18 protein-coding genes and 1 pseudogene are annotated in these 24,904 nt (G+C 75.1%); 8 read left to right on the plus strand and 11 right to left on the minus strand.

Annotated elements, in window-relative coordinates:
* Positions 1-40: 40 nt before the first annotated feature.
* A complete protein-coding gene (locus tag ABT129_RS34525; RefSeq protein WP_351909570.1) occupies positions 41-2,011 on the minus strand; it encodes an acetoacetate--CoA ligase in 1,971 nt (656 codons plus the stop codon).
* A gap of 216 nt (positions 2,012-2,227) precedes the next feature.
* Here ABT129_RS34525 and ABT129_RS34530 point away from each other — a divergent pair, with 216 nt between their 5' ends.
* Positions 2,228-4,642, plus strand: a complete 2,415-nt coding sequence (locus ABT129_RS34530; protein WP_351909572.1) for a glycoside hydrolase family 31 protein — start codon at positions 2,228-2,230, stop codon at positions 4,640-4,642.
* Between the two features lie 214 nt (positions 4,643-4,856).
* Here the strand turns inward: ABT129_RS34530 and ABT129_RS34535 are convergent, their stop codons facing one another.
* On the minus strand, positions 4,857-5,417 hold the full coding sequence (locus ABT129_RS34535; protein WP_351909574.1) for an NUDIX domain-containing protein: 561 nt from the start codon (positions 5,415-5,417) through the stop codon (positions 4,857-4,859).
* Between ABT129_RS34535 and ABT129_RS34540 the strand changes: the two genes are divergently transcribed.
* The 3 genes and pseudogenes from ABT129_RS34540 (at position 5,416) to ABT129_RS34550 (ending at position 8,057) form a co-directional block, all read left to right on the plus strand.
* Positions 5,416-6,237 carry a M15 family metallopeptidase gene (locus tag ABT129_RS34540; RefSeq protein WP_351909576.1) on the plus strand — a complete coding sequence of 274 codons (822 nt, stop codon included), beginning with the start codon at positions 5,416-5,418 and terminating at the stop codon, positions 6,235-6,237. The two genes, ABT129_RS34535 and ABT129_RS34540, sit on opposite strands and share 2 nt — an antisense overlap.
* A 93-nt stretch (positions 6,238-6,330) precedes the next feature.
* Positions 6,331-6,783: pseudogene (locus tag ABT129_RS34545) on the plus strand (Zn-ribbon domain-containing OB-fold protein); the annotation flags it as partial.
* A gap of 116 nt (positions 6,784-6,899) precedes the next feature.
* Entirely contained in the window at positions 6,900-8,057 is a 1,158-nt protein-coding gene (locus ABT129_RS34550; RefSeq protein WP_351909614.1) for a lipid-transfer protein, read from the plus strand.
* A gap of 49 nt (positions 8,058-8,106) precedes the next feature.
* On the opposite strand, the gene ABT129_RS34555 is transcribed toward ABT129_RS34550, so the two are convergent.
* Genes ABT129_RS34555 through ABT129_RS34570 form a run of 4 tightly spaced genes read right to left on the minus strand, consistent with a single transcriptional unit; the run spans position 8,107 to position 12,721 of the window.
* Positions 8,107-8,712, minus strand: a complete 606-nt coding sequence (locus ABT129_RS34555; protein WP_351909578.1) for a GTP-binding protein — start codon at positions 8,710-8,712, stop codon at positions 8,107-8,109.
* Positions 8,693-9,121: a DUF742 domain-containing protein gene (locus ABT129_RS34560; protein ID WP_351909580.1), complete on the minus strand. Its 429-nt coding sequence runs from the start codon at positions 9,119-9,121 to the stop codon at positions 8,693-8,695. The genes ABT129_RS34555 and ABT129_RS34560 overlap by 20 nt, the downstream gene beginning before the upstream one ends.
* Positions 9,122-9,131: 10 nt before the next feature.
* The gene (locus ABT129_RS34565) at positions 9,132-9,569 is read right to left on the minus strand and encodes a roadblock/LC7 domain-containing protein (protein ID WP_351909582.1); all 438 of its coding nucleotides are present in this window, start codon (positions 9,567-9,569) and stop codon (positions 9,132-9,134) included.
* Positions 9,566-12,721 carry a sensor histidine kinase gene (locus ABT129_RS34570; RefSeq protein ID WP_502982000.1) on the minus strand — a complete coding sequence of 1,052 codons (3,156 nt, stop codon included), beginning with the start codon at positions 12,719-12,721 and terminating at the stop codon, positions 9,566-9,568. Before ABT129_RS34570 ends, ABT129_RS34565 begins: the two co-directional genes overlap by 4 nt.
* 469 nt (positions 12,722-13,190) lie before the next feature.
* Here ABT129_RS34570 and ABT129_RS34575 point away from each other — a divergent pair, with 469 nt between their 5' ends.
* Positions 13,191-13,496 (plus strand): hypothetical protein, encoded by a 306-nt coding sequence (locus ABT129_RS34575; protein ID WP_351909584.1) that lies wholly within the window; start codon positions 13,191-13,193, stop codon positions 13,494-13,496.
* Positions 13,497-13,591: 95 nt separating this feature from the next.
* Here the strand turns inward: ABT129_RS34575 and ABT129_RS34580 are convergent, their stop codons facing one another.
* The 5 genes from ABT129_RS34580 to ABT129_RS34600 all read right to left on the minus strand — a co-directional run bounded on the left by ABT129_RS34580 (position 13,592) and on the right by ABT129_RS34600 (position 22,404).
* On the minus strand, positions 13,592-18,280 hold the full coding sequence (locus tag ABT129_RS34580; protein WP_351909586.1) for a hypothetical protein: 4,689 nt from the start codon (positions 18,278-18,280) through the stop codon (positions 13,592-13,594).
* A gap of 60 nt (positions 18,281-18,340) precedes the next feature.
* Positions 18,341-19,258, minus strand: a complete 918-nt coding sequence (locus tag ABT129_RS34585) for a hypothetical protein (RefSeq protein ID WP_351909588.1) — start codon at positions 19,256-19,258, stop codon at positions 18,341-18,343.
* A complete protein-coding gene (locus tag ABT129_RS34590) occupies positions 19,255-20,085 on the minus strand; it encodes a hypothetical protein (RefSeq protein ID WP_351909590.1) in 831 nt (276 codons plus the stop codon). Before ABT129_RS34590 ends, ABT129_RS34585 begins: the two co-directional genes overlap by 4 nt.
* Entirely contained in the window at positions 20,082-21,626 is a 1,545-nt protein-coding gene (locus tag ABT129_RS34595) for a hypothetical protein (RefSeq protein WP_351909592.1), read from the minus strand. Before ABT129_RS34595 ends, ABT129_RS34590 begins: the two co-directional genes overlap by 4 nt.
* 67 nt (positions 21,627-21,693) lie before the next feature.
* Entirely contained in the window at positions 21,694-22,404 is a 711-nt protein-coding gene (locus tag ABT129_RS34600) for a GntR family transcriptional regulator (protein WP_351909594.1), read from the minus strand.
* A 186-nt stretch (positions 22,405-22,590) separates the two neighbouring features.
* Between ABT129_RS34600 and ABT129_RS34605 the strand changes: the two genes are divergently transcribed.
* Genes ABT129_RS34605 through ABT129_RS34615 form a run of 3 tightly spaced genes read left to right on the plus strand, consistent with a single transcriptional unit; the run spans position 22,591 to position 24,898 of the window.
* Positions 22,591-23,379, plus strand: a complete 789-nt coding sequence (locus tag ABT129_RS34605; protein WP_351909596.1) for a LamB/YcsF family protein — start codon at positions 22,591-22,593, stop codon at positions 23,377-23,379.
* The gene (locus ABT129_RS34610; RefSeq protein ID WP_351909598.1) at positions 23,376-24,032 is read left to right on the plus strand and encodes a 5-oxoprolinase subunit B family protein; all 657 of its coding nucleotides are present in this window, start codon (positions 23,376-23,378) and stop codon (positions 24,030-24,032) included. Before ABT129_RS34605 ends, ABT129_RS34610 begins: the two co-directional genes overlap by 4 nt.
* The gene (locus ABT129_RS34615) at positions 24,029-24,898 is read left to right on the plus strand and encodes a 5-oxoprolinase subunit C family protein (protein ID WP_351909600.1); all 870 of its coding nucleotides are present in this window, start codon (positions 24,029-24,031) and stop codon (positions 24,896-24,898) included. The genes ABT129_RS34610 and ABT129_RS34615 overlap by 4 nt, the downstream gene beginning before the upstream one ends.
* Positions 24,899-24,904 lie beyond the last annotated feature (6 nt).

Below are 24,904 nucleotides of genomic sequence, written 5' to 3' on the forward strand. Positions count from 1 at the left end.
CCGATCCGGCCGGATCGGGGGGCCGCGGTCGGGTCGGCGGCTACCCGCGGCGGGCGGCGGCGAGCCTCTCGTAGAAGTGCAGCAGGCCGAGGTCGTCGACCGAGCCGGCGTTGACGGCCTTGGCCAGGGGCGTGCCCTGGAGGAGGCGCTTGACCGGGACCTCGATGCGCTTGCCGGTGAGGGTGTGCGGGACGCCCGGGACCTCGATGATCTCGTCGGGGACGTGGCGCGGGGAGAGCTCGGAGCGGATCGTCCGCTTGATGCGGCCGATCAGCTCGTCGTCGAGGGTCGCGCCCTCCACGAGGTGCACGAAGAGCGGCATCCAGTAGCCGCCGTCCGGCTCCTCCAGGCCGATCACGAGGGATTCGCGGATCTCCGGGAGCCGTTCGACGGCCTCGTAGATGTCGGCGCTCCCCATCCGCACGCCCTGGCGGTTCAGGGTGGAGTCGGAGCGGCCGTGGATGACGACCGAGCCGTGGTCCGTGATCGTGATCCAGTCGCCGTGGCGCCAGACGCCCGGGAACATCTCGAAGTAGCTGTCGCGGTAGCGGCTGCCGTCGGGGTCGTTCCAGAAGTGGATCGGCATGGACGGCATCGGGTTGGTGACGACCAGCTCGCCGACCTCGCCGGTCACGGGCTTGCCGGAGGGGTCCCAGGCCTGGAGGTCCGTGCCGAGGCCCGCGGCCTGGAGCTCGCCGATGTGGACCGGGAGGGTCGGGACGGCGCCCGCGAAGCAGGAGCACACGTCGGTGCCGCCGCTGACGGAGGCGATCCAGAGGTTCTCGCGGACCTCGTCGTGGAGCCAGCGGAAGCCGTCCGGGGGCAGCGGGGAGCCGGTGGTGGCGACGCACTTCACCGCCGAGAGGTCGAAGTCGCGGCCGGGGTGCACATCGGCCTTCGCGCAGGCCATGACGTACGCGGCGGAGGTGCCGTACAGGGTGGCGCGGGTGCGTTCGGCGACGCGCCACTGGGCGGCGGTGTCGGGGTAGCCGGGGCTGCCGTCGTACAGGACGACGGTCGTGCCCGTGAGGAGGCCGGAGACGAGGAAGTTCCACATCATCCAGCCGGTGGAGGTGTACCAGAAGAACACGTCCTCGGGGCCGAGGTCGCAGTGCAGGCCCAGCTGCTTGACGTGCTCGACGAGGATGCCGCCCTGGGACTGGACGATCGCCTTCGGCAGGCCGGTGGTGCCGGAGGAGTACAGGACCCACAGCGGGTGCGAGAACGGGACCTGCTCGTAGACCGGCTCGACGTCGGCGGCGACGAGGTCGGCCCAGGCGAGGGCGCCCTCGGGGGCCGGGGTGCCGAGCAGCGGGATGTGCACGACCGCGCGGAGGGTCGGAAGCTCGGCGCGCAGCTCGGCGACGGTGTCGCGGCGGTCGTGCTCCTTGCCCCCGTAGCGGTAGCCGTCGACGGTGAAGAGGACGACGGGCTCGACCTGCTGGAAGCGGTCGAGGACGCTGCGGGCGCCGAAGTCGGGGGCGCAGGAGGTCCACACGCCGCCGACGGCCGCGGTGGCCAGGAGGGCGACGACGGACTGCGGCACGTTCGGCAGGTAGCCGCTGACCCGGTCGCCGGGCCGTACGCCCAGGGCGCGGAGCTCGGCGGCGAGGGAGCCGACCTGGCGGCGGAGCTCGGCCCAGGTGACCGGCGCGGGGTCATGTGTCTCGTCCACATGGAGCAGGGCCGTGTCGTGGGGGCGCTCGTCGGCGGCGCGCAGGGCGTGCTCGGCGTAGTTGAGCGTGGCTCCGGGGAACCAGTCGGCGCCGGGCATCGAGCGGTCGCCGAGGACGCGCTCGTACGGGGTGGAGAAGCGGATGTCGAACCACTCGACGACCGCCGTCCAGAAGGCTTCGAGTTCGTCGACCGACCAGCGGTGGAGCGCCTGGTATCCGCCGGTGGCCGGGGCTCCGTGGTGTTCGGCGGCCCAGCTCTGGAAGCGGGTGACGGCGGCCGTGGCGATGCGTTCCTCGTCCGGCTGCCAGAGCGGCTCGGTCTGCGCTGATGTCATGGGGTGCGGCTCCCTGGCTGTACGCGGGGTCGGCGTGTGTCCCGCGCACGTGCTGGGGTGTGCGCGCGACGCGGCTGACAGGACGATGCCATGTGATCGTCTTTCGCACCAGGGCTGCCCGCCCATGGTCCGGCAGTTGAATATGTGCTCCCACCACGGGTGAACGGCAGTTGAACGGAGCTTGTTACGCCCCTGGTGGGTGGCAGGGTGAGCCGCATGGACGGTCGTGAACTGCTGCGTTCGATGAAGGTGTTCGGTTCGGTACGGGGGTGGCGGACGGTGCGGTCGGCGTGGCGGCAGCACCGTACGGACGCGTGGGGGTTGCCGCCGAGGCGGGCGGAGCGGGCCCGCGTGCCGGGACCCGCGACCGGGGCGGAGGCCGCGCCGGGCGGGGGGACCATCCGGTTCGCGCGTTCCTCGCTGCGGATCTCCGTGTCGGCGGGCGGCACCGTCTTCTGGGGGTGGGACGGGGCCGAGCCGCTGCCCTCGTACGCGCTGGCCGGCGAGGCACCCGACCCGGATCCCCGGGCCTCCCTGGAGCCGGACACGGACGGCGGCTGGCGGATCGTGTCGGAGCGGGTGACGGTCGCGGTCTCCCGGCACGGGGCCGTGGAGGTCCGGACCCCGGGCGGGGTGACGCTGCGCCGGGACCTGCCGCCGCGGTGGTGGGAGCCGGCCGGTGCCGGTGAGCCGGGTGGCGGTGGGGAGGAGGCCGGTGAGCCGGGTGCCGGTGGGGCGGCGGTCGGGGAGGCGCGGTGGGTGCAGCGCAGTGAGGTGCCGGCGGACGCGCGGTTCTTCGGGCTCGGCGGGCGGTCGGCGGGGCCGCGCCTGCGGGACGGCTCGTACCGGCTGTGGAACACCGACCCCAAGGGGAGTTTCGGCCCCGGGGACGATCCGCTCTATCTGACGATGCCCGTCCAGTTCGTCGTCTCGGACGCCGGCACGCACCTGGCCTTCCACGACAACTCCTGGGACGGCCGGGTCACCCTGGCCGAGGGTGAGGAGGGCGCCGGATCGGGCCACGACCGGCCGGGGACGAGCGAGGTCCGGATGGCCGGCGGCCCGCTGCGCTGCTGGGTGGTGGTCGGCACCCCCGCGCGCGTCCTGCACGGCTGGGCCGCGCTGACGGGTGCTCCGGCGCTGCCGCCGGACTGGGCGCTCGGGCCGCAGCACGCGCGCTGGGGGTTCGGCAGCGCGCGGGAGGTGCGGCGGATCGTGGCCGGGTACCGGGAGCGGGGGCTGCCGCTGTCCGCCGTCCACCTGGACATCGACCACTACGACGGGCACCGGGTGTTCACCGTCGACCGGGAGCGGTTCCCCGATCTGCCGGGGCTCGCGGAGGAGCTGCGGGAGCAGGGGGTGCGGCTGGTGTCGATCGTGGACCCGGCGGTGAAGGCCGAGCCCGGGAACGCCGTGTACGACAGCGGGCGGGCGGCGGGGGCCTTCGTGCGGGACGCGCGGGGCGAGGAGGTGCACGGGGTGGTGTGGCCGGGCGACTGCGCCTACCCGGACTTCACCGATCCGGCGGTACGGGAGTGGTGGGGCGACCTGTACGAGGAGCGGCTCCGGCAGGGCTTCGCCGGGGTGTGGCACGACATGAACGAACCGGTGTCCTTCGCCCCCTTCGGTGACACGACGCTGCCGCGCTCGGCGCGGCACGCCCTGGACGGGCGGGGCGGCGACCACCGCGAGGCGCACAACGTGTACGGCCTGACGATGGCGCGGGCGGGGTACGAGGGGCTGCGCCGGCTGCGGCCCGACGAACGGCCCTTCCTGTTCTCGCGTTCGGGCTGGGCGGGCCTCCAGCGGTACGGGGGGACCTGGTCGGGCGACGTCTCGACGGGGTGGCCGGGGCTGCGGGCCTCGCTCGCCCTGGTCCTGGGGCTCGGGCTGTGCGGGGTGCCGTACTCGGGGCCGGACGTGGGCGGTTTCGACGGCAGCCCGACTCCGGAGCTGTTCCTGCGCTGGTACCAGCTGGGGGCGTGGCTGCCGCTGTTCCGTACCCACGCGGCGATCGGCGCGGGGCGGCGGGAACCGTGGGAGTTCGGTCCCGAGGTCCTGGAGCACGCGCGCGTGGCCCTGGCCGAACGGGAGCGGCTGCGGCCGTACTTCACCACCCTGGCCCGGCTGGCCCGGATGACGGGGGCCCCGTACGTACGTCCGCTGTGGTGGGGGGTGCCCGAGGACCGGGTGCTGCGTGACTGCGAGGACGCGTTCCTGCTCGGCGACGCGCTGCTCGTGGCGCCGGTCCTAACCCGGGGCGCCGACCGGCGGGCGGTGCGGCTGCCGCGCGGACGCTGGTACGACACGGCGACGGGGCAGGCGTACGAGGGTCCCGGCCAGGTGCTGCTCGACGCGCCGCTCTCCCGTGTGCCGGTCCTGGCGCGGGCCGGAGCGGTGATCCCGGTACGGGACGAGGAGGGCGGTCTCGCCCTTGAGGTGTGGGCGCCCGCGGCGGGGCGGACGGGCGGCGGGCTCGTCGTACGGGACACGGGGGACGGCTGGGAGCCGGCCGAGATCGAGCGGTACCAGTCACGTCTCGTGGACGGCCGGGTGGTCGTGGAGCGGGTGACGGACGAGGGGGTGGAGGAGGCGGGGCTGCCGGTGCGGGTGCGGGGCGCCGGGGGGTGAGGCCGTGCGGGGCCTGACGGGGACACCCGGGGTGAGGCCGGAGTGAGGCCGTGCGGGGCCTGACGGGGACACCCGGGGTGAGGCCGGAGTGAGGCCGTGCGGGGCGGGAGTGGGACACCCGGGGTGAGGCCGTGCGGGGCGGGGTGGTCGTGGTCGGCGTCGCCGGGTGCTTCGGCGGTGTGCGGTCCGGGGTCCCGCCCCGCGGTCCGGGGGCTCAGCCGTAGGTCCCCGCGAACCACTTCCGTACCGCCTCCGTGTGGAGCGGGAAGGCGAGGTCCTCGGGCGTGTGGAGCACGTGGTGGCCGCTCGTCTCGTCCGTCGCGGCCGAGGCCGGGAGTGCGGCGGCAGGGCGCGGCGGCAGGAGGCCGAAGAGGAGGAGATGGCCGGCCGGGGAGCTCAGCGCGTCGGCGAGGCGGACGTCCTCGGCGGAGGCCAGGATGCCGGTCTCCTCGCGCAGTTCGCGGGCGACGGCGGCGCGCCAGTCCTCCCCGTGGTCGATGAAGCCGCCGGGCAGGGCGACCCCGCCCCGCGCGGGCTCGATGGTGCGGGTGATGACGACGAGACCGGTGCCCGCTCCGTCCGTGACGGGGAGGAGGGCGACGGCGACGGGCAGCGGGTTGCGGTAGGCGGTGTGGCCGCAGGCCGGGCAGGTGCGGGGCCAGCCGGCGTCGGCCGGGTGGGCGGCGCCGCAGGAGGTGCAGTGGGAGTCCTTCACGGCCCGACCGTATGCGATCGGCCTTTCCCGGCGCTGCCGGAACTGGTAGACGGTGCACATGACAGGACTTGCTTCCGCTTTCCGTACGCTCGCCGTCGCGGCCGCCGCCGGGCTGCTCGCCGTCACGGGCGCCGTCGCCGCGCCCGCTCCCCCGGCCTCGGCCGCACCGGAGCCCAAGGCCCCACGGGAGTTCGTGGCCCTGGGGACGGTGGACCGGACGATCCTCCAGGAGATGCGCTACACGACGCCGCACAACTTCGTGGGCGAGCCGGTGGACGGCTACCGGCAGCCGCTGTGCATCCTGACCCGGCCGGCCGCCGAGGCCCTGCACCGCGCGCAGGTGCGTCTCCTCGCCCGGGGCTACACGCTGAAGGTGTACGACTGCTACCGGCCGCAGCGGGCCGTCGACCACTTCGTGCGGTGGGCGAAGGACCTGGGGGACGAGCGGATGAAGGGGGAGTTCTATCCGCTCGTCGACAAGTCGAGGCTGTTCGCCGACGGTTACATCGCGGAGAAGTCCGGGCACAGCCGGGGCTCGACGGTGGATCTGACGATCGTGCGCCTGCCGGCCCGGCCCACGCGCGCGTACGTGCCGGGCGAGCGGCTCGTGGAGTGCTTCGGCGCGCGGGCGGAGCGGTTCCCCGACAACTCCGTGGACATGGGGACCGGGTACGACTGCTTCGACACGCTGTCGCACACCGACGACCCGCGGATCCAGGGGGTCCAGCGGGCCAACCGGCAGCTGCTCAAGGGGGTGCTCGTCGAGCAGGGGTTCGTGAACCTGCCGGAGGAGTGGTGGCACTTCACGTTCAAGCCGGAGCCGTTCCCGGGCACGTTCTTCGACTTCCCGGTGGCGCGGAGGTCGGTGGCCGGGCACTGAGCCTTCCGCGTCCGGGGCCTCCCGTGCCACACTCCTGACGGATCGTCAGATCAGTGAGGGCGACGGTGGTGGTCGGTGGGACGGGAGGCCTCGATGGCACGGACGCGCAGACCTGTGGTGGCCGGGTGGTTCACCGACGAGACCGTGCCGGGGGCGGGGTTCCGGCTGCTCGGCACCCGGTGCACGGCCTGCTCGTCGGTGTTCTTCCCACGTGAGGACGACTGGTGCCGGAACCCGGGCTGCCCCGGCGGCGGCACCCTCGCCGAGGTCCCGCTCTCCCCGCGCGGCCGGGTCTGGTCGTACACCGACGGGCGGTACCGTCCGCCCGCCCCGTACGTCTCCGATCCGGACGTGCCCTGGGAGCCGTACACCCTCGTCGCCGTCGAGCTGGCGGCCGAGGCGATGGTCGTCCTCGGGCAGGCCGCGCCCGGTGTGACGACGGCCGATCTGGTGGTCGGCGCGGAGGTCGAGGTCGTGCCCGGGGTCCTCAACGAGGACGACGAGCACATCTGGACCACCTGGAACTGGCGGCCCGTCGCGGCGGGCCGGCCACCCGCCCCGGCCACCGGACCCGAACGGTCCCCGGAGCGCCCGGAGCGGCCCGAAGCGCGGCGGGAACGGGAGGAGCGGTCGTGAACGACATCGCCGTACTCGGGGCGGGGATGCACCCGTGGGGCAAGTGGGGGCGGAGCTTCGTCGGCTACGGGACGGCCGCCGCGCGCGCCGCGCTCGCCGACGCAGGACTGGAGTGGAGCGACGTCGGCTCGATCGTCGGCGCCGACACCATGCGCTGCGGATATCCGGGATACGTGGCCGGCGCGACCTTCGCGCAGGCCCTCGGATGGCAGGGGGCGCGGGTCACCAGCGTGTACGCCGCCTGCGCGTCGGGCGCCCAGGCGATCGGGGCCGCGCGCGCCCAGATCCTGGCCGGGCTCGCCGACGTGGTCCTGGTCGTCGGCGCGGACTCGACGCCCAAGGGGTTCTTCGCCCCGGCCGGCGGCGAGCGTCCCGGCGATCCCGACTGGCTGCGGTTCCGGGTGCTCGGGGCCACCAATCCCGCGTACTTCGCGCTCTCCGCGCGCCGCAGGATGGCCCTGTACGGCGACACGCCCGAGGACTTCGCCCAGGTGAAGGTGAAGAACGCGGCGGCCGGCGCGCTCAACCCCCGGGCCCGCTACCGCGCCCGGGTGAGCGCCGAGGAGGTCGCGGCCTCCGCCGTCGTCGCCGATCCGCTGCGGCTCCTCGACATCTGCGCGACCTCGGACGGCGGCGCGGCGCTCGTGCTCTCCAGCATGGAGTTCGCGCGTCGCCACGGGCACGCCGATCCGGTGCGGGTCCGGGCGGTGTCGACGGTCTCCCCCACGTACCCCAGGGCGGTGCTCGACCTCCCGGACATCGCGACGGACTCGGCGGCGGTCGTCGCCCCGGCCCCGCACGCCTTCCGCGCCTCCATCGCCCGCGCCGCCTACGAGGAGGCCGGGATCGGGCCGGAGGACCTGTCCCTCGCGGAGGTGTACGACCTGTCCACCGCGCTGGAGCTGGAGTGGTACGAGGACATCGGGCTGTGCGCGGCGGGCGAGGGCGTCAAGCTGCTGCGGGACGGGGCCACGGCCCTCGGCGGGCGCCTGCCCGTCAACACCAGTGGGGGCCTCGCCTCCTTCGGGGAGGCGGTGCCCGCCCAGGCGATCGCCCAGGTCTGCGAGCTGACCTGGCAGCTGCGGGGGACGGCGGGCGACCGGCAGGTGCCCGGGGCGCGCGTCGGCATCACCGCGAACCAGGGCCTCTTCGGGCACGGGTCGGCGGTGGTGGCGGTGCGCTGAGGGCGCCCCCGCACGGAATCCGGTGCAGGACTCCGGTGGAGGGCGCCGGTCAGGTGGTGGCGGCCGCGTGGGTCCGGTCGGCGAGGACGAGGGCGTGTTCGACGACGGCCACGAGGACGTTCTTCACGGACTCGCGGTCCCGGGCGTCGCACATCAGGAGCTCGACCTCGGGGTCCAGGTCGAGCGCCCCGCGCACGCTCTCGGCGGGGAACCGCTGAGCGCCCTCGAAGCAGTTGACCGCCACCGTGAACGGGATGCCACGCCGCTCGAAGTAGTCGATGGCCGCGAAGCTGTCCTCCAGGCGACGGGTGTCCGCGAGGACGACCGCGCCGAGCGCGCCCTGCGCCAGCTCGTCCCACAGGAACCAGAAGCGGTCCTGGCCCGGGGTGCCGAACAGGTACAGGACGAGGTCCTCGCGGAGGGTGATCCGGCCGAAGTCCATGGCGACCGTGGTGGTCGTCTTGGCCTCCACGCCGTGCAGGTCGTCGACGGGCCGCCCCGCCTCGCTGAGGATCTCCTCCGTCCGCAGGGGACGGATCTCGCTGACCGCGCCCACCAACGTCGTCTTGCCGACCCCGAACCCGCCCGCGACGAGGATCTTCAGGGTCACCGGTTCGACGTACGGCTTCTTGCGGCTAGAGCGCCCGAAGGCCATTGATCACCTCGCGGAGAATGCTCACGTCCGGCAGCTCGGCCGGCGGAACGGGGCGGGTCACGTGGACGAGTTCGTCCTCGACGAGGTCACCGACGAGCACCCGGACCACCCCGACGGGGAGGTCGAGTCCTGCGGCGAGCTCGGCGATCGACTGGGGCTGCTCGGAGCAGCGTTCGACGATCTCCACGTGTTCGGGGGAGAGCGTCTGGTCCCGGCCGGGGTCGTCGGCGGCGGGCTCGGGCACGACCACCGCGATCAGGTCGAGCCGGTGGCGGGTGGCGGCGCTCGTCCGGCCGCGGGTCATCGCGTACGGACGGACGACCGGCCCGGCCTCGTCGTCGAACCAATGGTGATGGCCCGGGGATGTCGGGCCCTGGTTCAGGTGGTTCCGCTCGGCTGCGTCACTCATACCGTCCCACTCACCCTCCCGCGGGCAGACCGGTCCGGGGAGCCGTCGCGAGGTGGACCCCGACCCGCTTCACCATCAGCGTCATCTCGTAGGCGACCTGGCCGACGTCGGAGTCGGCGTCCGCGAGCACGGCCAGGCAGCTGCCGTCGCCCGCGGCCGTGACGAAGAGGAAGGCGTCCTCCAGCTCGACGACCGTCTGCCGGACCTTGCCCGCCTCGAAGTGGCGGCCGACGCCCTTGGCGAGGCTGTGGAACCCGGAGGCCACGGCGGCCAGGTGCTCGCCGTCCTCGCGGGTCAGGTCCTGGGAGGCACCAGTGGGGAGGCCGTCGCCGGAGAGCACCAGGGCCTTCCGGATGGAGCCCACGCGCTGGACCAGCTCGTCGAGGAGCCAGTTCAGTTCGCCGTTGCCGGAGGTGGTGCTGGGTGCTGCGGCGTTCGGTGCGGTCATCGACCGTCCCCCTCGGGTGTCGTTCCTGGTGCTGTTTCTGATGCTGCCGGGTCGGCGGGGTCGGCAACGTCCTCGTTGTCCCGTCGCCCGCGCTGCCAGCCGCGCTGCATGGCGGCCATGCGCGCGCGTACCTCCTCGGCGTCGCGCTCGAAGGAGTCGGGTTCGGCGCCCGCGGCGCCGCCACGGGCCTCGGCGCGGCCGCCCGTGCCGCGGTCGGCCTGGCGGTCGGTCGCGCGCAGCTGCGGCGCGAGGCTGGCCTGGCGGACGCGGCGGGGCAGTCCGCCGAACGGCTCGGGCTCCTCCGGCGGCACGGGGCTGTCCGGCCGGGCGGAGCCCTGCGGCGGGGCGGCACCCTCCGGCGGTACGGGGACGAGGGTCGGGCCGGTTCCCCGCGGGGGTGCCGGCGGACCGTCCTGCCCGGCGCCGTGGGCGAGGTGGCCCGGGACGCCGGGGCCGTCGGTCACCCGGCCGGGGGCGGGATGCGCGCGGCCGGTGAGCGGCTGGTCGCGGTCGGGCAGGGGGCGCGGACGCTCCGGCAAGGGGTACGAGCGGTCGGTGGCCCCGTACGCCCGGTCGGCGGCCTGGTGGGAGCGGTCGGACGCCTCGTACCCGCGGTCGGAGGCCTGGCTCGCGCGGTCCGACGCCGGGTAGGGGCGGGCCGCGTGCGCGTCGTCCGGGTCCGGGAGGGGGTGGTGCCGCTCGGGGAGCGCGTGGTCGCGGTCCTGGGCGGAGTCGGCGCGGTCCGGGAGCCGGTGCGTGCGGTCCGGGAGGGAGCGGACGCGGTCCGGCTCGTCGACGCGGCGGCCGTGGTCCACGACGAGCGTCGGGGTGCGGCGGCGCGGCAGCGGTACGGGGCCGAGGACTCCCCCGTCGGCGGGCTTCTCGTCCTCGGCGTCGCCGGTCGACCGGTCGGGCGTCTGCTGGTGCTGCTCGCCCGCCGGCGCGAGGCCGGGCCGGCGGCGGCCGCGGGGCCGGAAGAGGCCGCCGCGCTCGCTCTCGGTGTCCAGGAGGTCGGCCGACCGGTCGAGGAGGACGTCGAAGTCCTCGCTGCCGACGGGGCCTTCGAGTTCGACGGGGCCGTCGACGGGGGCGGGGCCCTCGGTCACGTCCGGGACCCTGGCGAGCGCCGGGCGGCGGGTGGGCAGCACGCCCTCGGCCGGCTCGTCGGCCGGGCCGGCGCGCTCGGTGGTCTTGCGGTCCAGGCGGAAGCCGGCGCCCTGGGTCTCGGGGGCGTCGGTGAGCAGCGCGGCCGGGATGAAGACGACCGCGGTGGTACCGCCGTACGGGGAGGTCTGGAGCGAGACGCGGACGTTCTGGCGCTGGGCGAGCCGGCTGACCACGAAGAGGCCGAGGCGGTCGGTGTCCGAGAGCTCGAACTCGGGGGTCTCGGCGAGCCGGAGGTTGGCGTCGAGCAGGGCGTCGGGGTTCATGCCGAGGCCGCGGTCGTGGATCTCCAGGGTGAAGCCGTTGGCGACCCGCTCGCCGAGGACCTGGACGGCGGTGTGCGGGGGCGAGAACACGGTGGCGTTCTCGAGGAGTTCGGCGATGAGGTGGGTGAGGTCCGCGACGGCGGGGCCGCCCACGCCGAGGCGGGGCAGTCGGCGGACCTCGATGCGCTCGTAGTCCTCGACCTCGGCGACGGCGGCGCGGACGACGTCCATGAGCTGGACGGGCTTGCGCCACTGGCGGGAGGGCGCGGCGCCGGAGAGGATCACGAGCCCCTCGGCGTGCCGCCGCATGCGGGTGGTGAGGTGGTCGAGCCGGAAGAGGTCGGCCAGTTCGTCGGTGTCCTCGGTCCGCCGTTCCATGGTGTCGAGGAGGGTGAGCTGGCGGTGGAGCAGGACCTGGTTGCGGCGGGCGAGGTTGACGAAGACCTCGGAGACCCCGCGTCGCAGCTCGGCCTGTTTGACGGCGGCCTCGACGGCGGCGCGCTGGAGGGTGTTGAGGGCCTGGCCGACCTGGCCGACCTCGTCCTGTCCGTAGCCGAGGTGGGGCACTTCGGTGGTGACGTCGACCTGTTCGCCGGCGGCGAGCCTCCGCATCACGCTGGGCAGGCGGACGCCGGAGACCTCCTGGGCCTCCTTCTGGAGGCGGCGCAGGTCGCGGACGAGCTCACGGCCGATGCGGACGGAGATGACGATCGAGGCGAGCAGGGCGAGGAAGCCGAGGACGCCGGCGACGCCCGCCTTGAGGAGGACGCTGTACGCGGCGGGCTGGACGCGGTCCTGGTAGCGGTCGCCGGCCGCGGTGTTCTCGCGGGCCAGGTCGTCCAGGACGGGGCTGGCGTTGTCCTGCCAGTAGGCGGGGGTGACGGCGCGCGGGGTGTCGGTGGGGCCCGCCTCGATGATCGCGTTCTCCGCGGTGCGCAGGGGCTGGGTGCCGGGGCTGCGCCAGTACTTCTCGAAGCGCTCGCGCTCGGCGGCGGGCAGGAGTTCGAGGTTGACCTCGTAGAACTGCTCGCGGTTGGCCACCAGGTCGGATATCTCGCGGATCTCCTCGGCGGTGACGCGGTCGGCGACGAGCGCGGAGAGGACGAGGGCGTCCTCGCGGGAGAGCAGTTCGCGCGCGCGGGTGATGCCGACGAGGGCGCGGCCCTGCTTGTCCATCTCGACGTTCTCCAGGGCGTGGAGGGTGACGAGGAAGCTGTAGCAGGGGTCGACGAGCCGGTTGTAGAAGTCGAGGGCCTGCATGCGGCCGATGTCGCGCTTCTCCACGGAGCGGCGGAGCGAGGTGAGGCCTTCGAGCGCTTCGAGGAGGGAGGTGAGCCGCTGGGCCGTGACGGGCCGCATCTCCTCGCGGACGCCGGGGTCGGTGGCGTTCGCGCGGATGCGGGCGATCTGGCGGTCGGTGGCCCGGCGGGTCTCGCGCAGGGAGCCGAGGGTGTCGGAGCCCCGGGGGTCGGCGAGGTAGAGCAGCGACTGGCGCCGTTCGAGCTGGATGACCCGGGCGGTGTCCTCAAGGGGATAGCCGACCTTCTCGACGATGTAGCCGACGTCGAGCAGCTGGTCGGCCTCGCGGCCGGTGAGGACCGTGGCGAATCCCCACAGGCCGGTGAGGGAGACGAGTGGGACGAGCAGCAACGCCACGATCTTCCGGCGGATGGACTTCCCGCGAAAGCGCATGGCCTCCCCCAGCTCGGCCTCCGTGGCCACGGAGGTCCTTCACGTTCGTGACGTCCGGCGTCAACACGCGGCGTCAACCTTGAGATTCAACAAACGGCGGCGTGAGCCTACTACTGCATCACGGCCATCTCGAAGGCGCGTCCGGGCTATTTTCAGCCTGTCGAGTGAGTGTTGATCATGAGATGTCCTGGTATTCGGGGAGTTGGCATCGGCCACTGTGGCGCAGGACACCTGATGCCATGCCATTTCCCCTGCCTGCGGAGATGGCTGGAACTATTCGTTCCGTTCCCGCCCGGCTCTCGTTCGTCCAGGGGTGGGCGAAACCTTTTCCCTCTCTCGTGCGTCAATGGGTACGGGGAGGGTTCTGTCCGCGTAAAGGCGCTCACAACGGGCAGCCGTTCCCTGAAGTCGTTCAGCGGTGGGGAGTGACAGGACAATGGAACACGAGGCACGGTCCGCACGGCAGTTGTGGATGGACGAGGAACGAGGCCGACGGCGCATGCCCGACCTGGTGCGTACCGCCGCCGTCAGGGCCGTGATGATCACGTCGGTGACGCTCATCCAAGCGGTGGTCGCCTTCTTCTGCTCCGTGGCGGGCTCCTGGCTGGCCTTCCCGGTGACCATCGGCGCGGTGGTCTCCACCGTCGTGGCCACCTGGAGCGTCCTCGACGTGTGGATCACCCGTCAGGTGTGGCGCCAGCGCAACGGCGTCGTGTCGGAGCCGAGCAGCACGGCGCGCCCGCCGCTCCGGGCCAAGCGCGACGAGGAGCGGGCGGAGACGGCGTCGCTGTCCGAGGCGGCCTGAAGTCCCGGACGGCGCGGAGACGGTGAGTGGCCCGGCCCCTTTCAAGGGGCCGGGCCACTCACCGTTCCGAGGGTGTCCGGAGTGCCGTCCGCGCGTCAGGCGTCCGACGGGGCGGTGTCGTCGGACTGGTGGCGGCGGAACATCCGCGTCGCCGTGATCTCGCCGTGGATCGACTCGCCGCCGTCCGCACCCGGCTGCGGCAGACCCGGGCGCAGGTGCTCCTCCACGCTGATGTACTTGAGCCCCGCCCGCAGGTCTGCGTCGTTGCGCAGCCGGATCACCAGCGGGAACTCCGCGAGCGCCGTCGTGTCGAACAGACCCGTCGTGTAGAGCAGCTGGACGCCCAGCGCGTCCGACACGGCCCGCTGGAGCTCCAGGAGGTACGTGGCGTTGGCGCGGCCGATCGGGTTGTCCAGGAACAACGTGCCCGCGTGCCGGTGCTTGTCGCGGCCCCGGTCGTTGGAGCGGAGCGCCGCCATCGTGCAGTACAGGGCGATGGCCGCGGTCAGCAGCTGACCGCCGGAGAAGACGTCGCCCATCTGTCCCACCGGAACCCGCTCGGCGCGCAGCACCGCGTCCGGCTTGAGGATCTCGACGGAGACGCCCTTGGGTTCGAGGGCCGCCTGCACGCCCCGGAGCAGCAGGGACATGCCGTCGCGGCGCAGGTCGGAGTTCTTCTTGACGGCGGCGCGGGTGGCCTCGTCGACGACCTCGCCGAGCCGCTCCGCGAGGGTGGCCTGATCCGGCTCCTCGAAGCGGATCCGGAGGAACTCCTGCCCCGACCACTCCCCGAGGCCCTCGGGGAGCCGGGAAAGGCGCTGCGCGGAGCGGAGCGTCGCGAGGGAGGACTCCACGAGGCCGCGCAGCCGGGCCACGATCGAGTCGCGGTTGCGCTCCAGCTGCTCCAGCTCGTCGGTGAGGACCCGCAGCCGGGGCGCGAAGGCCTCGGCCCACTTGGCGGCGTGCTCGGGGAGCGCGGAGGCGGGGAGTTCGCGGATCTGCTGGCGGGCCGGGGTGCGGACCTGCTCGTAGCGGGTGGAGTTGGCGTGCCGTACGAGGATGTCGCTCGCCTCGCGCACGGCCGCGTCGGCGGCGGACAGCTCCGCGGTGCAGCCGCGCAGGGAGCGGCGCGCCTCCGAGGCCGTCGTACGGGCCTCCTCCAGGGTGCCGGGGTACGGCTCGGACTCCTCCCGCTCCTCGTCCGTGTGGTCGCGGAGCAGGTCCCGCAGCAGCGCGGCGGTCTCGTCGAAGCCGCCCGCCGCGTCCTCCGCGGCCCGGTGGTCCCTGAGCAGGCCGGTGTGGGCCGCGCGGGCGGCCTCCAGGGCGTCGGTGCGGGAGGCGAGTTCGCTGGTGGCGGTACGGAGCAGGGCCTGGGCCCGCTCGGCGTCGGCCGGAACCAGCTCCTCGGGCAGCTCGGTGTGCGCCTCGCCGTCCTCGGGGGCGAGCCGCTCGGACTCGCCGCGCAGGCGACCGAGCTTCTCGCTCGCCTCCGACGCCCGGGTCTCCAGCATCTGCACGAGGGACTCGGCGCGGGCCGCGGCCGCCTGCCGGGACGGTCCGTCGGCGCCGTCGGTGGACTCCAGGAGCTGTTCGGCGCGGGTGCGGACCTTGTTGGTGAGGCGGTCCAGCTCGGCGACGGCCGCGGACTCGGCGCTCTCGGCGCGCGCCTGCTCGGCACGGAGGTCGGCGCCGACGCCGACCTTCTCGTACAGCTGAGACGCGGCGCGGTACGCCTCGCGGAGGGTGGGGAGCGCGGCGCGGGGCGCGGGCGCGCCCTCCTCCGGGAGGCTCTCGGGGGCGCCGGCGATCTCGGCGCGCTCGGCGCGCAGGGCCCGGGCGGTGCGGTGGGCGTCGTCGGCGGAGCGCTGGGTGGCGCGGCGGTCCTCGTCGGCGGCGCGGGCGCGTTCCAGACAGGTCTGGGCGCGGGCCTCGGCCTCGGCGGCGTCGTCGGCGAGTTCCCGGAGCTTGGCCTGCCAGGCGGACCGCTCGCGCAGCCGGAACGCCAGGCCGGCGAGGGCGTCGGCGACCCGGCGGGCCCGCTGCGCGGCCTCCTGGCGCTCGTCCCTGACCTGGGCCGCCTCGGCGGCGCTCTCGTCGGCCTCCGTACGGGCCGCGCGGGCCTCGTCGAGGGTCGCGGCGGCGGCCTCGGCGGTCTCGCGGGCGGTCGTGGCGACGGCCGAGAGTTCGGCGAGCATCCCGGGCGGGCAGTCGGCGCGCCAAGAGCCGATCCGGGCCGCGAGGGAGCGGTCGCCGGAGAGCCGGGTGGCGAGGGTGCGGATCTCCTCGTCACGCGCTGCCGCGCGGGCGCGCAGGGCGTGGCGCTCCTCGTCGGCCGCGTGCTCATCGTGCATGGCGGGGTTCGGCGGGACGAGGAACACGTGGTGGGCGCCGCTGTCGTCCGTCGCGTCCTGCGCCGGTACGGGGGCGAGCAGGGCGGCGGCGGTACCGACGGCCACGGCGGAGCGGGGCAGCAGGGCGGCCGTGCCGAGGACCTCGCGGGCGCGTCCGTACGAGACGGGGTCGGTGATCACGACGCCGTCGACGAGTTCGGGGCGGGCGGCGAGGACGCGGGCGTGGTCGGCGGGGTCCACGGCCTGGGCGAGGTAGCGCCAGCCGGGGAGGGCGGGGATGCCGTGCTCGCCGAGGTACTCGACGGTGGCGAGGACGTCCGGTCCCGGCGGCAGCAGGCCGCCGTCGCCGAGGGCGCCGAGGATGCGGGAGTCGTCGGCCGCGGCGGTGCGCAGCTCGAAGAGCTGGCGCTCGGCGGAGGTGACGGCCTGGTCGAGCATGGAGCGCAGTTCGTCGGCGTACCGGTCGAACTCGGTGACGGTGAGCGGGCCCTGGGGTGCGGCGGGCGCCTCGGGGAGGTCCTCGTCGCCGGTGGTGGCGGCGCGCTGGCCGGGCAGCGGCGAACCGCCGGCGGAGAGCTGCTGACCGGTGGCGGGGAGGCTCAGGAGTTCGGCGAGGCGCTCCTCGGCGGCGAGGAGTTCGGCGGCGCGGCGCTCGGCGTCGTAGGCGTTCCCCGCGGCCTCGGCCGCGTCCGCGGCGCGGGCGGCGGCGAGTTCGGCGCGGGACTCCGCCCCGGCGGCCTCCCGCGCGCGGTCGGCGGCGGCGCGGGCCGCCTCGCGTGCCGTGTCCCAGGCGGCGACCGTGGTCTTCTCGGCGTCGCTCGCGGCGAGGGCCGCGCGGGCGGGGTCCGCGTCGGGCGCGGTGTCGTCGAGCCAGCCGGCCCGTACGGCCTCGGCGGTCTCCTGCTCGACCTCGGCGAGCCGCTGGCGCAGGTGCCCGGCCTCGCTGCGGGCCCGCTGGGCCTCGGTCGCGGCGGAGGTGGCGTCGCGGTGGGCGGCCTCGCCGACGTCCTGGAGGGCGGTGGAGCGCTCCTCCTCCTCGGCCGCGTGCCGCTCCCCCTCCTCGGCGGCGGAGGCGAGCGCCCGCACCAGGTCGGCGGCGGCCTCGGCGCGGGCCGCGAGCGCCGGGGCGGCGTCCCGCTCGGCCTCGCGGATGGCGGCGGCCACGCGCGCGGAGCGGTCGCCCGCGGCACGGTGGCGGAGGACGACCTCGGCCGCCTGCCAGGCGGAGTGCATCGTCCGGGCGTCGGTGAGCTCGCGGCGCTGGGATGCGGCGCCCTTCTCGGCCGCGGCCAGCGCCAGGGAGGCGTGCCGGTAGGCGAGTTCGGCGGCGATCAGGGCGGCGCGTCCGCGCGCGGTCTCGGCCTCGGCGACGGCGTGGCCCGCGGAGGTGACCTGCTGGGCGAGTTCGGCCCCGCGGCCGCGCTCCACGGCGCCTCGGGCGGAGAGCCTGCGGGCCAGGGTACGGGTGCGGCGCTCGGCCGCCGTGTGGATGTCGCGCGCCTGGGACCGGGTCCCGGCGGCCTCGACGATCCGGTTGAGGAGGTCCACGGAACCGGCCGTGAACTCGCGCTCGGCGGTGAGCTCGGCGCGGCGGCCGAGCTTGTTGCCGAACCCTCCGACGAGGTCGGCGAGGCCGTCGGTGTCCCGGGTGTCGGTGACGGCACGCAGCAGCAGGTCGGTGAAGTCGGAGTCCTTCTTGACCGCGAAGAGGCCGGCGGCCTCGCCCTCGTCCGCGTTCATCTCCCGCTGGTAGCGGAAGAGTTCGGGGTCGAGGCCCAGCTCGCCGAGGTGCTCGTTCCAGCGGTCGTGGATCTCCTCCCAGGAGACCTCCAGGTGCGGGTACGCCTTGCCGGCCTCCGTGATCGCGTCGCGGAAGCCCTTCATGGTGCGGCGGCGGCCCCTGGCTCCGGAGGCGCCCTCGACGGCCGGGCGGACGGAGGTCGCCTCGGCGACGGGGAGGTTGTCCAGGCTGAGGCCGGGGCCGGGACGGAAGGAGTACCAGGCCTCGGCGAACTTCCTCGGGTCGGAGGAGACCTGACGGCCGCGCCACTCGCTGGCCTTGCCGACCACGACGAGTTCGCCGGTGAGGGTGTGCTGCCACTCCAGGGCGACGTGCCCGCAGTCGTCGGCGAGGAGGAACTTGCGCAGGACGCCGGAGCTGGCGCCGCCCAGGGTGTTGCGGTGACCGGGGAGCATGACCGAGAAGATCAGCTTGAGGAGGACGGACTTGCCGCCGCCGTTCTCCAGGAAGAGCACGCCCGCGGGGGCGGGGCGGCGCGGCGGACCGACCGGCTCGTCCTCGAAGAACTCCGCCTGGGTGGGGGCGGGGTGGGGCACGGGCGCGCCGACCCCGCGCAGGTCCAGGACGGTGTCGGCGTAGCGCGCACCGGCGGGACCGATGGAGTACAGGCGGACCCGGGACAGCTCGTACATGGCGAGGAACTCTCGTGCTCTGGTGCTCTGGACGGTCGGTTGCGCGGCGGGGCGGCGCTGTTACGCGGACGGTGACGCGTGGAAGGGCAGACCGGCGTCGGCCGCGAGCTCCAGGTCGTCGCCCTCGGGCGGCGGCAGGAGGGTCGCGGTTCCGTCGCTGACGGGGACGACACCGAGTTCGAGGAGCTCGGCCATGGCGGCGGAACCGGCCATGTCGCGGACCTGGAGCTGGTAGCGGGCGGTGGTGCGGTAGGAGCCGCCGCCCTCGTCGCCGGTGCGCTGGAGGAAGCCGGAGTCGGTGAGGAAGGCGGCCGCCTTGCCGACGATGCCGGTGGTGGATCCGGCGAGGCGGCGGGCGTCCTTCGTGGCGCCGGTGGCGCTGCGCCGGGCGTAGATCCGCCAGGCGGCCTCCAGACCGGGGGCGTCGGAGGCCGGGTCGGTGTTCTCGCCCTGCTCCTCCGCCCGCTGTTCGAGACGCAGACAGGCCTGGCGTACGAACGCGTCGACGCCGTTGACCGTGAGACGGCCGATGTACGCGTCGTCCGCGAGGTCCTCCGGGCGGGGGAAGGCCATGGCGGCGACGGCGAGGTGCGCGAGGCCGTGCAGGAACCGGTCGGCGGAGTCCGTGGAGGCGCGGCGCGCGTAGTCGCCCATGCGGACGGCGAAGACGGAGTCCTCACCGGCAGTGACGGCCATCCCCGCGCGCGGGGAGACCTCCAGGACGATCAGGCCGAGGCCGGTCGCGACGGCGTCGGCGAGGCGCGCGAAGGCGGGGTCCTCGCGGTAGCGCCGGAGCAGCTCCCCGTACTCGGCGTCACGGGCCGGGAGCAGCTTGGGCTGGAGCCCGAAGGAGACCAGCCGGGCCGCGTCGGAGGCGTCGGCGGGGGTGACGGCGGCGCCGCTCGTGGCGACGGCCGGGGGCTGCGGGGGCTCCTGCTCGCCCCACGCGTCGGCGTACTCGGCGTGGGTTTCGCTCACGGCTGGGGCTCCTCGGTACGGCTCTCGGTACGGCTCTCGGTACGGCTCTCGGCCGGTGTCGGTACGGCGGGGGTGACGGGGTCGGTGGGGTCGGCGGGACCGGCAAGATCGGTGGGACCGGCCGAGGTGACCGAGGCGGGCGCCTTGGCGGGTGGGGCGGCGATCGCGTCGGCGGGCGGGGTGACCTCGGTCGCTTCGGCGTCGGGCGCCTCGGCCGGGCGGGCTGCGGGCACGGGGAGTGGCAGCGGGACCGGGGTGACGGCCGCCGGGGGCGCGGGGCGGTCCCCCGGTCGGTCCGTCGGACGGTCCGCGCGCGTGGCCGGTCCGTCCGTGAGCCGAACGGCGCGCACGGACGGGACGCCGCGCCTCCTGGCGGTCGCCGCGCGGGACGGCTCGGGCACCGCCACGACCCCGAAGCGGGGGCGGGTGCCGGAGGCCTGCGCGGACGGGTCGTCGTCCTCGTCCCGTACCCCGGCCGGCGGGGCGACGAGGACGGGGCGCACGCGGGGGCCGGGGGTGGGGTCGGGGCGGTGGGCGACCGGAACGGGGGCGGTCGGCGCCTCCTGGTCGACCCCGCTCGGAGATTCGGCCTGGTTCTCGGCGCGGGGCCGATCCGCGGCACCGGGCTGGTCCGCGGAGTCGAGCAGGTCTGCGACGTCGGGCCGTTCCGTGGCGCCGGGCTGATCCGGACAGTCGGCCTCGGCCGGGACCTCGGCCGCGATCGGCCCGTCGGCCGGGGCCGGGACGTCGGGCGCCGGGACGTTCGGTACCGGAGCGACCGGTTCGGCCGTCGGTGCGACGGCGGCGGCGGGTGGGACGAGGGTCACGTCGCCTCCGAGCGGTCGGCGGCCATGCCCACCGCGTCGAGCAGGGCCGTACCGACGATGAGGTCGGCGCCGCCGAACTCCGGGTCGTCGAGCGGGGTGCCGTCGTCGACGGCGAAGAGGAGGCGCTCCTCGCCCTGGCGGTAGGCCGTGCCGACCGGGGGGCTCGCCGCGTGGACGGCGAGCAGGGCCACCAGGTACGGCAGGTCGCCGTCGAGCTCGCGGGCCTCGGCCAGCAGACCGGAGAGGCGGCGCGGGGCGTCGTGCTCCAGGTCCAGCAGGCGCAGGGCGCTCGCGAGCTGCTCCTCGCTGAAGCGGGAGTCGTCGGGGGTGGCGATGAGGTCCGGCTCGGGCATCTCCGCGCCGAGGTGCTCACGCTCCACGGGCGGGGTGAGCAGCAGGTCGACGAGGTCGCCGAGGCGGACGGAGGCGGGGGTGCGCAGTCCGGTGCCCCGGGCGAAGAAGGCGTCGGTGACCCTGGCGGCCTGTTCGACGGGGAGCGGCAGGGTGGGGGCGACCAGCTGCCCGTACAGGTCGAGCCCCGTGTACGCGGTGGGCGCGGCGAAGGCCTGCCGGTCCTGTTCGGCGCGGAACAGCGGCCCGGCGTCCAGCAGGCGGGACTGGAGCTGGGTGTGCCGCCGGATGCAGTCCTTCACTATGTCGACGAGCTCGGCGGCGCGGCGCTTGTGCTCGGCCGTCTTCGCGTCGGACGCGGCCTCGGCCTCGTCGCGTGCCCTGCGGATGTTGGTGAGGATCGCGTTCTCGTGGCGGTAGCGGTCGGCGACGTGGTCGAGCGCCTCCGCGATCATGTCGGGGACGGCCTGGAGCCAGTCCACGGCGCGGACGTTGCGCCGGGTGGCCTCCAGGGTCTTGCGGAGGGTCTCGGCGTACTGCACGGTGCGGTACCGGGCCTGCTCGGCGGCGAGCTGGGCGTCGGCGAGACGGCCCCGGTTGATCAGGACCTCCAGCTTCACCTCGGCGGCGATCTGGGCGCTGGTGACGTCGGTGTCGAGCGCGCCGACGAGGACGTTGACCGCTTCGTCGGTGGTCCGGAGGTAGACCCCGCCGCCGTACCCCGGGACCTCCTCGATGAGCTTGAAGTCGTAGTCCCGGCGGACGTAGACGCCGTCGGTCCCGAAGGTGCCGTAGACGGCGCGGAAGCCCCGGTCGACGCTGCCGACGTTGATCAGGTTCTCCAGGACCCAGCGGGCCACGCGCTCGTGCTCGGCGGCGGGGCGGCTGGGGGCCTGGGCGGCGACGCGGGGCAGCAGACGGGCGACGATCTGCTCGTGGTCGGCGCCGGTGTCGAAGTCCATGTTCAGTGTGATGAGGTCGATCGCGGAGAGGGCCACCTCGGCCATCGCGTAGACCGTGTACTCACCGGCCAGGTTGGCCTTGCGCGCGTCGAGGTCGTGCAGCGGGGCGGTGCACGCGAGCGCGCGGAGGCGCCGCGCGAGCCCTTCGTCGGCGGCCGGACCCTGCGCGGGGCGCGGCCCCGCGCTGAGCTGGGGCGGAGCGAGGTCCGTCGAGGCAGGCGAAGTCACGGTGCACAGATTAGGTCCTCGAACTGACAACGGTCGAAACGGTGCGGATGCGACCGGTCTCCCGGCATCAGCCCCGGACGTCCGCGGGGGCGTCGACGGCCCGGGCGTAGACGGCCGCGACGCGGGTGCGGGAGTCGTCGAGGTAGCGGGCGAGGAGGCGCTCGGCCGTGCCGCGCTCACCGGCGCGCAGCGCGTCCAGGATCTCCCGGTTCCGCACGAGGAAGGGTTCGTGGAGGGCGCGGGGGTCGTCGACGACGTGGAAGGCGAGGCGGAGTTCGGCGAGAACGCCGCGCATCAGTTCGTCGGTGCGGGCGCTGCCGGCGAGTGCGACGAGTTCGCGGTGGAAGTGGATGTTGGCCGTGGAGGCGCCGTGCCAGTCGCCGGCGCGGGCGGCTCTCTCGCCGGCGACGACGGCGGCGGCGAGGCCGTCGAGGGCGTACGGGGGCTGCCCCAGGCCCCGTACGACGGCGCATTCGACGAGTCGGCGGGTGCGGTAGATGTCGGCCACGTCGTCGACGGCCAGGACCCGGACGAAGACCCCCCGGTTCAGTTCGTGGACGAGGAGGCGTTCCCGGGTGAGGAGGCGGAACGCCTCGCGCAGGGTGTTGCGGGACACACCGAGCGCGCCGCCGATGCCCTCCTCGGAGAGCCGGGTGCCGGGCGGGAAGTAGCCCTCCGCGACCCGGGTGCGCAGGATGTCCGCGACCCGTTCCGCCGTGCTGGTGCGCCCGAGCAGCGCCCGGTCGTCGGCCAGGTCCCCGGCCTCGCTGGCTGCCACGTCGTTCGCTCCCTCTCGTACCCGGTCCGCGACGCGTCCGTGCGCGGTCGGCGGCGAGTCAACCGCACGACCCCCGTCAGGACAACAACCATCTTGTCGGATCGTTCAACGATCCTCTACGTTGACGGCACCGTACGGTCCCCCGTGCCGCCCCGGCACGCTCCTCTCCCCGCCTGCGAGGTGCAGATGCGCACGCCCCCGGACCACAGCCCGGCCGAGGCCCTGATCGACCTCAACGCCGACCTCGGCGAGGGCTTCGGACGCTGGACGCTCACCGACGACGAGCGGCTCCTGTCGGTCGTGACGAGCGCCAACGTGGCCTGCGGCTTCCACGCCGGGGACGCGGCGACCATGCGGCGGGTCTGCGCGCTCGCGGCCGAGCGGGGGGTACGGATCGGGGCCCAGGTCTCCTACCGCGACCTGGCCGGATTCGGGCGGCGTGCGATGGACGTGCCGGCGGCGGAGCTGGCCGCCGAGGTGGCGTACCAGATCGGCGCCCTGGAGGTCTTCGCCCGGGCGGCGGGCGCGCGCGTGGCGTACGTGAAGCCGCACGGAGCGCTCTACAACCGGGTGGTCCGGGACGGGGAGCAGGCCGCCGCGGTCGTCGAGGGCGTCCTGCTCGCGGACCCCGCCCTGCCGGTCCTCGGGCTTCCGGGGTCGCGGCTGCACGAGGCGGCTTCGGCGGCCGGGCTGCCGGTCGTCGCCGAGGCGTTCGGCGACCGGGCCTACCGGGCGGACGGCTCCCTGCTGCCGCGCGGCGAGGCCGGGGCGGTCGTCAGCGATCCTGCCGCGGTGGTGGAGCGGTCGGTGGCGATGGCCCGGTTCGGGGTGGTCACGGCGCACTGCGGGAGTTCCGTCGCCGTACGGCCCCGGTCGCTCTGCCTGCACGGCGACACCCCGGGCGCGGTGGAGCTCGCCCGGCGGGTCCGGGACCGTCTCGAGGCCTCCGGAGTGCGGGTGGAGGCCTTCGCGTGACCGCCCGGGCGCTGCGGGTCGGCGAACGCGCGGTCCTCGTGGAGCTGGACGACGGCCCGGAGACGGAGGCGTTCCACGCCGAGCTGCTGCGGCGGCGGGCGGCCGGCACCCTGCCCGCCGTACGGGAGATCGTGCCGGCGGCGCGGACCGTGCTGCTCGACGGGGTGGGGGACCCGGACCGTCTGGCGGCCGAGGTGACCGGCTGGGAGGTGCGGCCGCTCCCCGCGCGCGTGGGCGGGGCGATCGCGATACCGGTCCGCTACGACGGGCCCGACCTGGCGGAGGTCGCCGGGCTGTGGGGGGTGTCGGTCGAGGCGGCGGTACGGATCCACACGACGACCGAGTTCCGCGTCGCGTTCTGCGGGTTCGCTCCCGGCTTCGGCTATCTGACGGGGCTCGACGAGCGGTACGGGGTACCGCGCCGGGCCACGCCGCGTACCGCCGTCCCGGCCGGCGCGGTCGCCCTGGCGGGGCCGTACACGGGCGTGTACCCGCGCTCCTCCCCCGGCGGCTGGCAGCTGATCGGCACGACGGACGTGGTGCTCTGGGACACCGGCCGGGAACCGGCCGCGCTGCTGACGCCCGGCACCCGGGTCCGCTTCACGGCGGAGGCGTCCGCGACGGCGGGCCGGGCGGCAGGGGGCGCGCGATGACCGACCGGGCGCTCGCCGTGGTCCGGGCCGGGGCGCTGACCACCGTTCAGGACCTGGGCCGTACCGGGTACGCGCATCTCGGCGTGCCCCGCTCGGGCGCGCTCGACCCGGCGGCCCTGCGGCTCGTCAACCGGCTCGTCGGCAACCCCGAGACGGCGGCCGTCCTGGAGACCACCGTCGACGGCTGCGCCCTGCGGCCCCGGTGCGCGGTCTCCGCGGCGGTGGGCGGGGCGCCCTGCCCGGTCCGGGTGGACGGGCGTCCGGCCGCCTGGGGAACCACGCTCCGGCTGGCGGCCGGCTCCGTCCTGGAGGTCGGCGCGGCCGTGCGCGGTCTGCGTTCGTACGTCGCGTGGGCCGGCGGGATCGACGTCGAGCCGGTGCTCGGCAGCCGCTCCACCGATCTGCTGTCCGGTCTCGGCCCGGCGCCGCTGGCGGACGAGGCGGTCCTGCCGCTCGGGCCGGACACGGGCACGCCCGCGCGGGGTCCGGTCGACGCTCCCCCGTGGCCCGGCCCGCCGGACGAGCTCGTGCTGCGGATCCGGCTCGGCCCGCGCGACGACTGGTTCACCCCGACGGCCCTCCGCACCCTCGCCACGCGCGCGTACCGGGTGTCCCCGGCGAGCAACCGCATCGGGCTGCGCCTCGAGGGGCCGGCCCTCGACCGGGCCCTGCCGGGCGAGCCGGCGAGCGAGGGCATGGTCCTGGGCGCGGTCCAGGTGCCGCCGGACGGGCGGCCCGTGGTGTTCCTCGCCGACCATCCGACGACCGGGGGCTACCCGGTGGTCGGGGTGGTGCGGGAGGCCGACCTGGGCGCGGTGGCGCAGGCGGCGCCGGGGACGCCGGTGCGGTTCACACCGGTGCGCTGAAGGGCC

This window comes from Streptomyces sp. NPDC002057 (assembly GCF_040296665.1).
Classification (GTDB): Bacteria; Actinomycetota; Actinomycetes; order Streptomycetales; family Streptomycetaceae; genus Streptomyces.

Excerpts from the sequence above, each read along its gene's own strand:
- ABT129_RS34525 (WP_351909570.1), bottom strand. The coding sequence starts at position 2,011 with ATGACATCAGCGCAGACCGAGCCGCTCTGGCAGCCGGACGAGGAACGC.
- ABT129_RS34530 (WP_351909572.1), top strand. The coding sequence starts at position 2,228 with ATGGACGGTCGTGAACTGCTGCGTTCGATGAAGGTGTTCGGTTCGGTA.
- ABT129_RS34540 (WP_351909576.1), top strand. The coding sequence starts at position 5,416 with ATGACAGGACTTGCTTCCGCTTTCCGTACGCTCGCCGTCGCGGCCGCC.
- ABT129_RS34535 (WP_351909574.1), bottom strand. The coding sequence starts at position 5,417 with ATGTGCACCGTCTACCAGTTCCGGCAGCGCCGGGAAAGGCCGATCGCA.
- ABT129_RS34550 (WP_351909614.1), top strand. The coding sequence starts at position 6,900 with ATGCACCCGTGGGGCAAGTGGGGGCGGAGCTTCGTCGGCTACGGGACG.
- ABT129_RS34555 (WP_351909578.1), bottom strand. The coding sequence starts at position 8,712 with ATGGCCTTCGGGCGCTCTAGCCGCAAGAAGCCGTACGTCGAACCGGTG.
- ABT129_RS34560 (WP_351909580.1), bottom strand. The coding sequence starts at position 9,121 with ATGAGTGACGCAGCCGAGCGGAACCACCTGAACCAGGGCCCGACATCC.
- ABT129_RS34565 (WP_351909582.1), bottom strand. The coding sequence starts at position 9,569 with ATGACCGCACCGAACGCCGCAGCACCCAGCACCACCTCCGGCAACGGC.
- ABT129_RS34575 (WP_351909584.1), top strand. The coding sequence starts at position 13,191 with ATGCCCGACCTGGTGCGTACCGCCGCCGTCAGGGCCGTGATGATCACG.
- ABT129_RS34580 (WP_351909586.1), bottom strand. The coding sequence starts at position 18,280 with ATGTACGAGCTGTCCCGGGTCCGCCTGTACTCCATCGGTCCCGCCGGT.
- ABT129_RS34605 (WP_351909596.1), top strand. The coding sequence starts at position 22,591 with ATGCGCACGCCCCCGGACCACAGCCCGGCCGAGGCCCTGATCGACCTC.
- ABT129_RS34615 (WP_351909600.1), top strand. The coding sequence starts at position 24,029 with ATGACCGACCGGGCGCTCGCCGTGGTCCGGGCCGGGGCGCTGACCACC.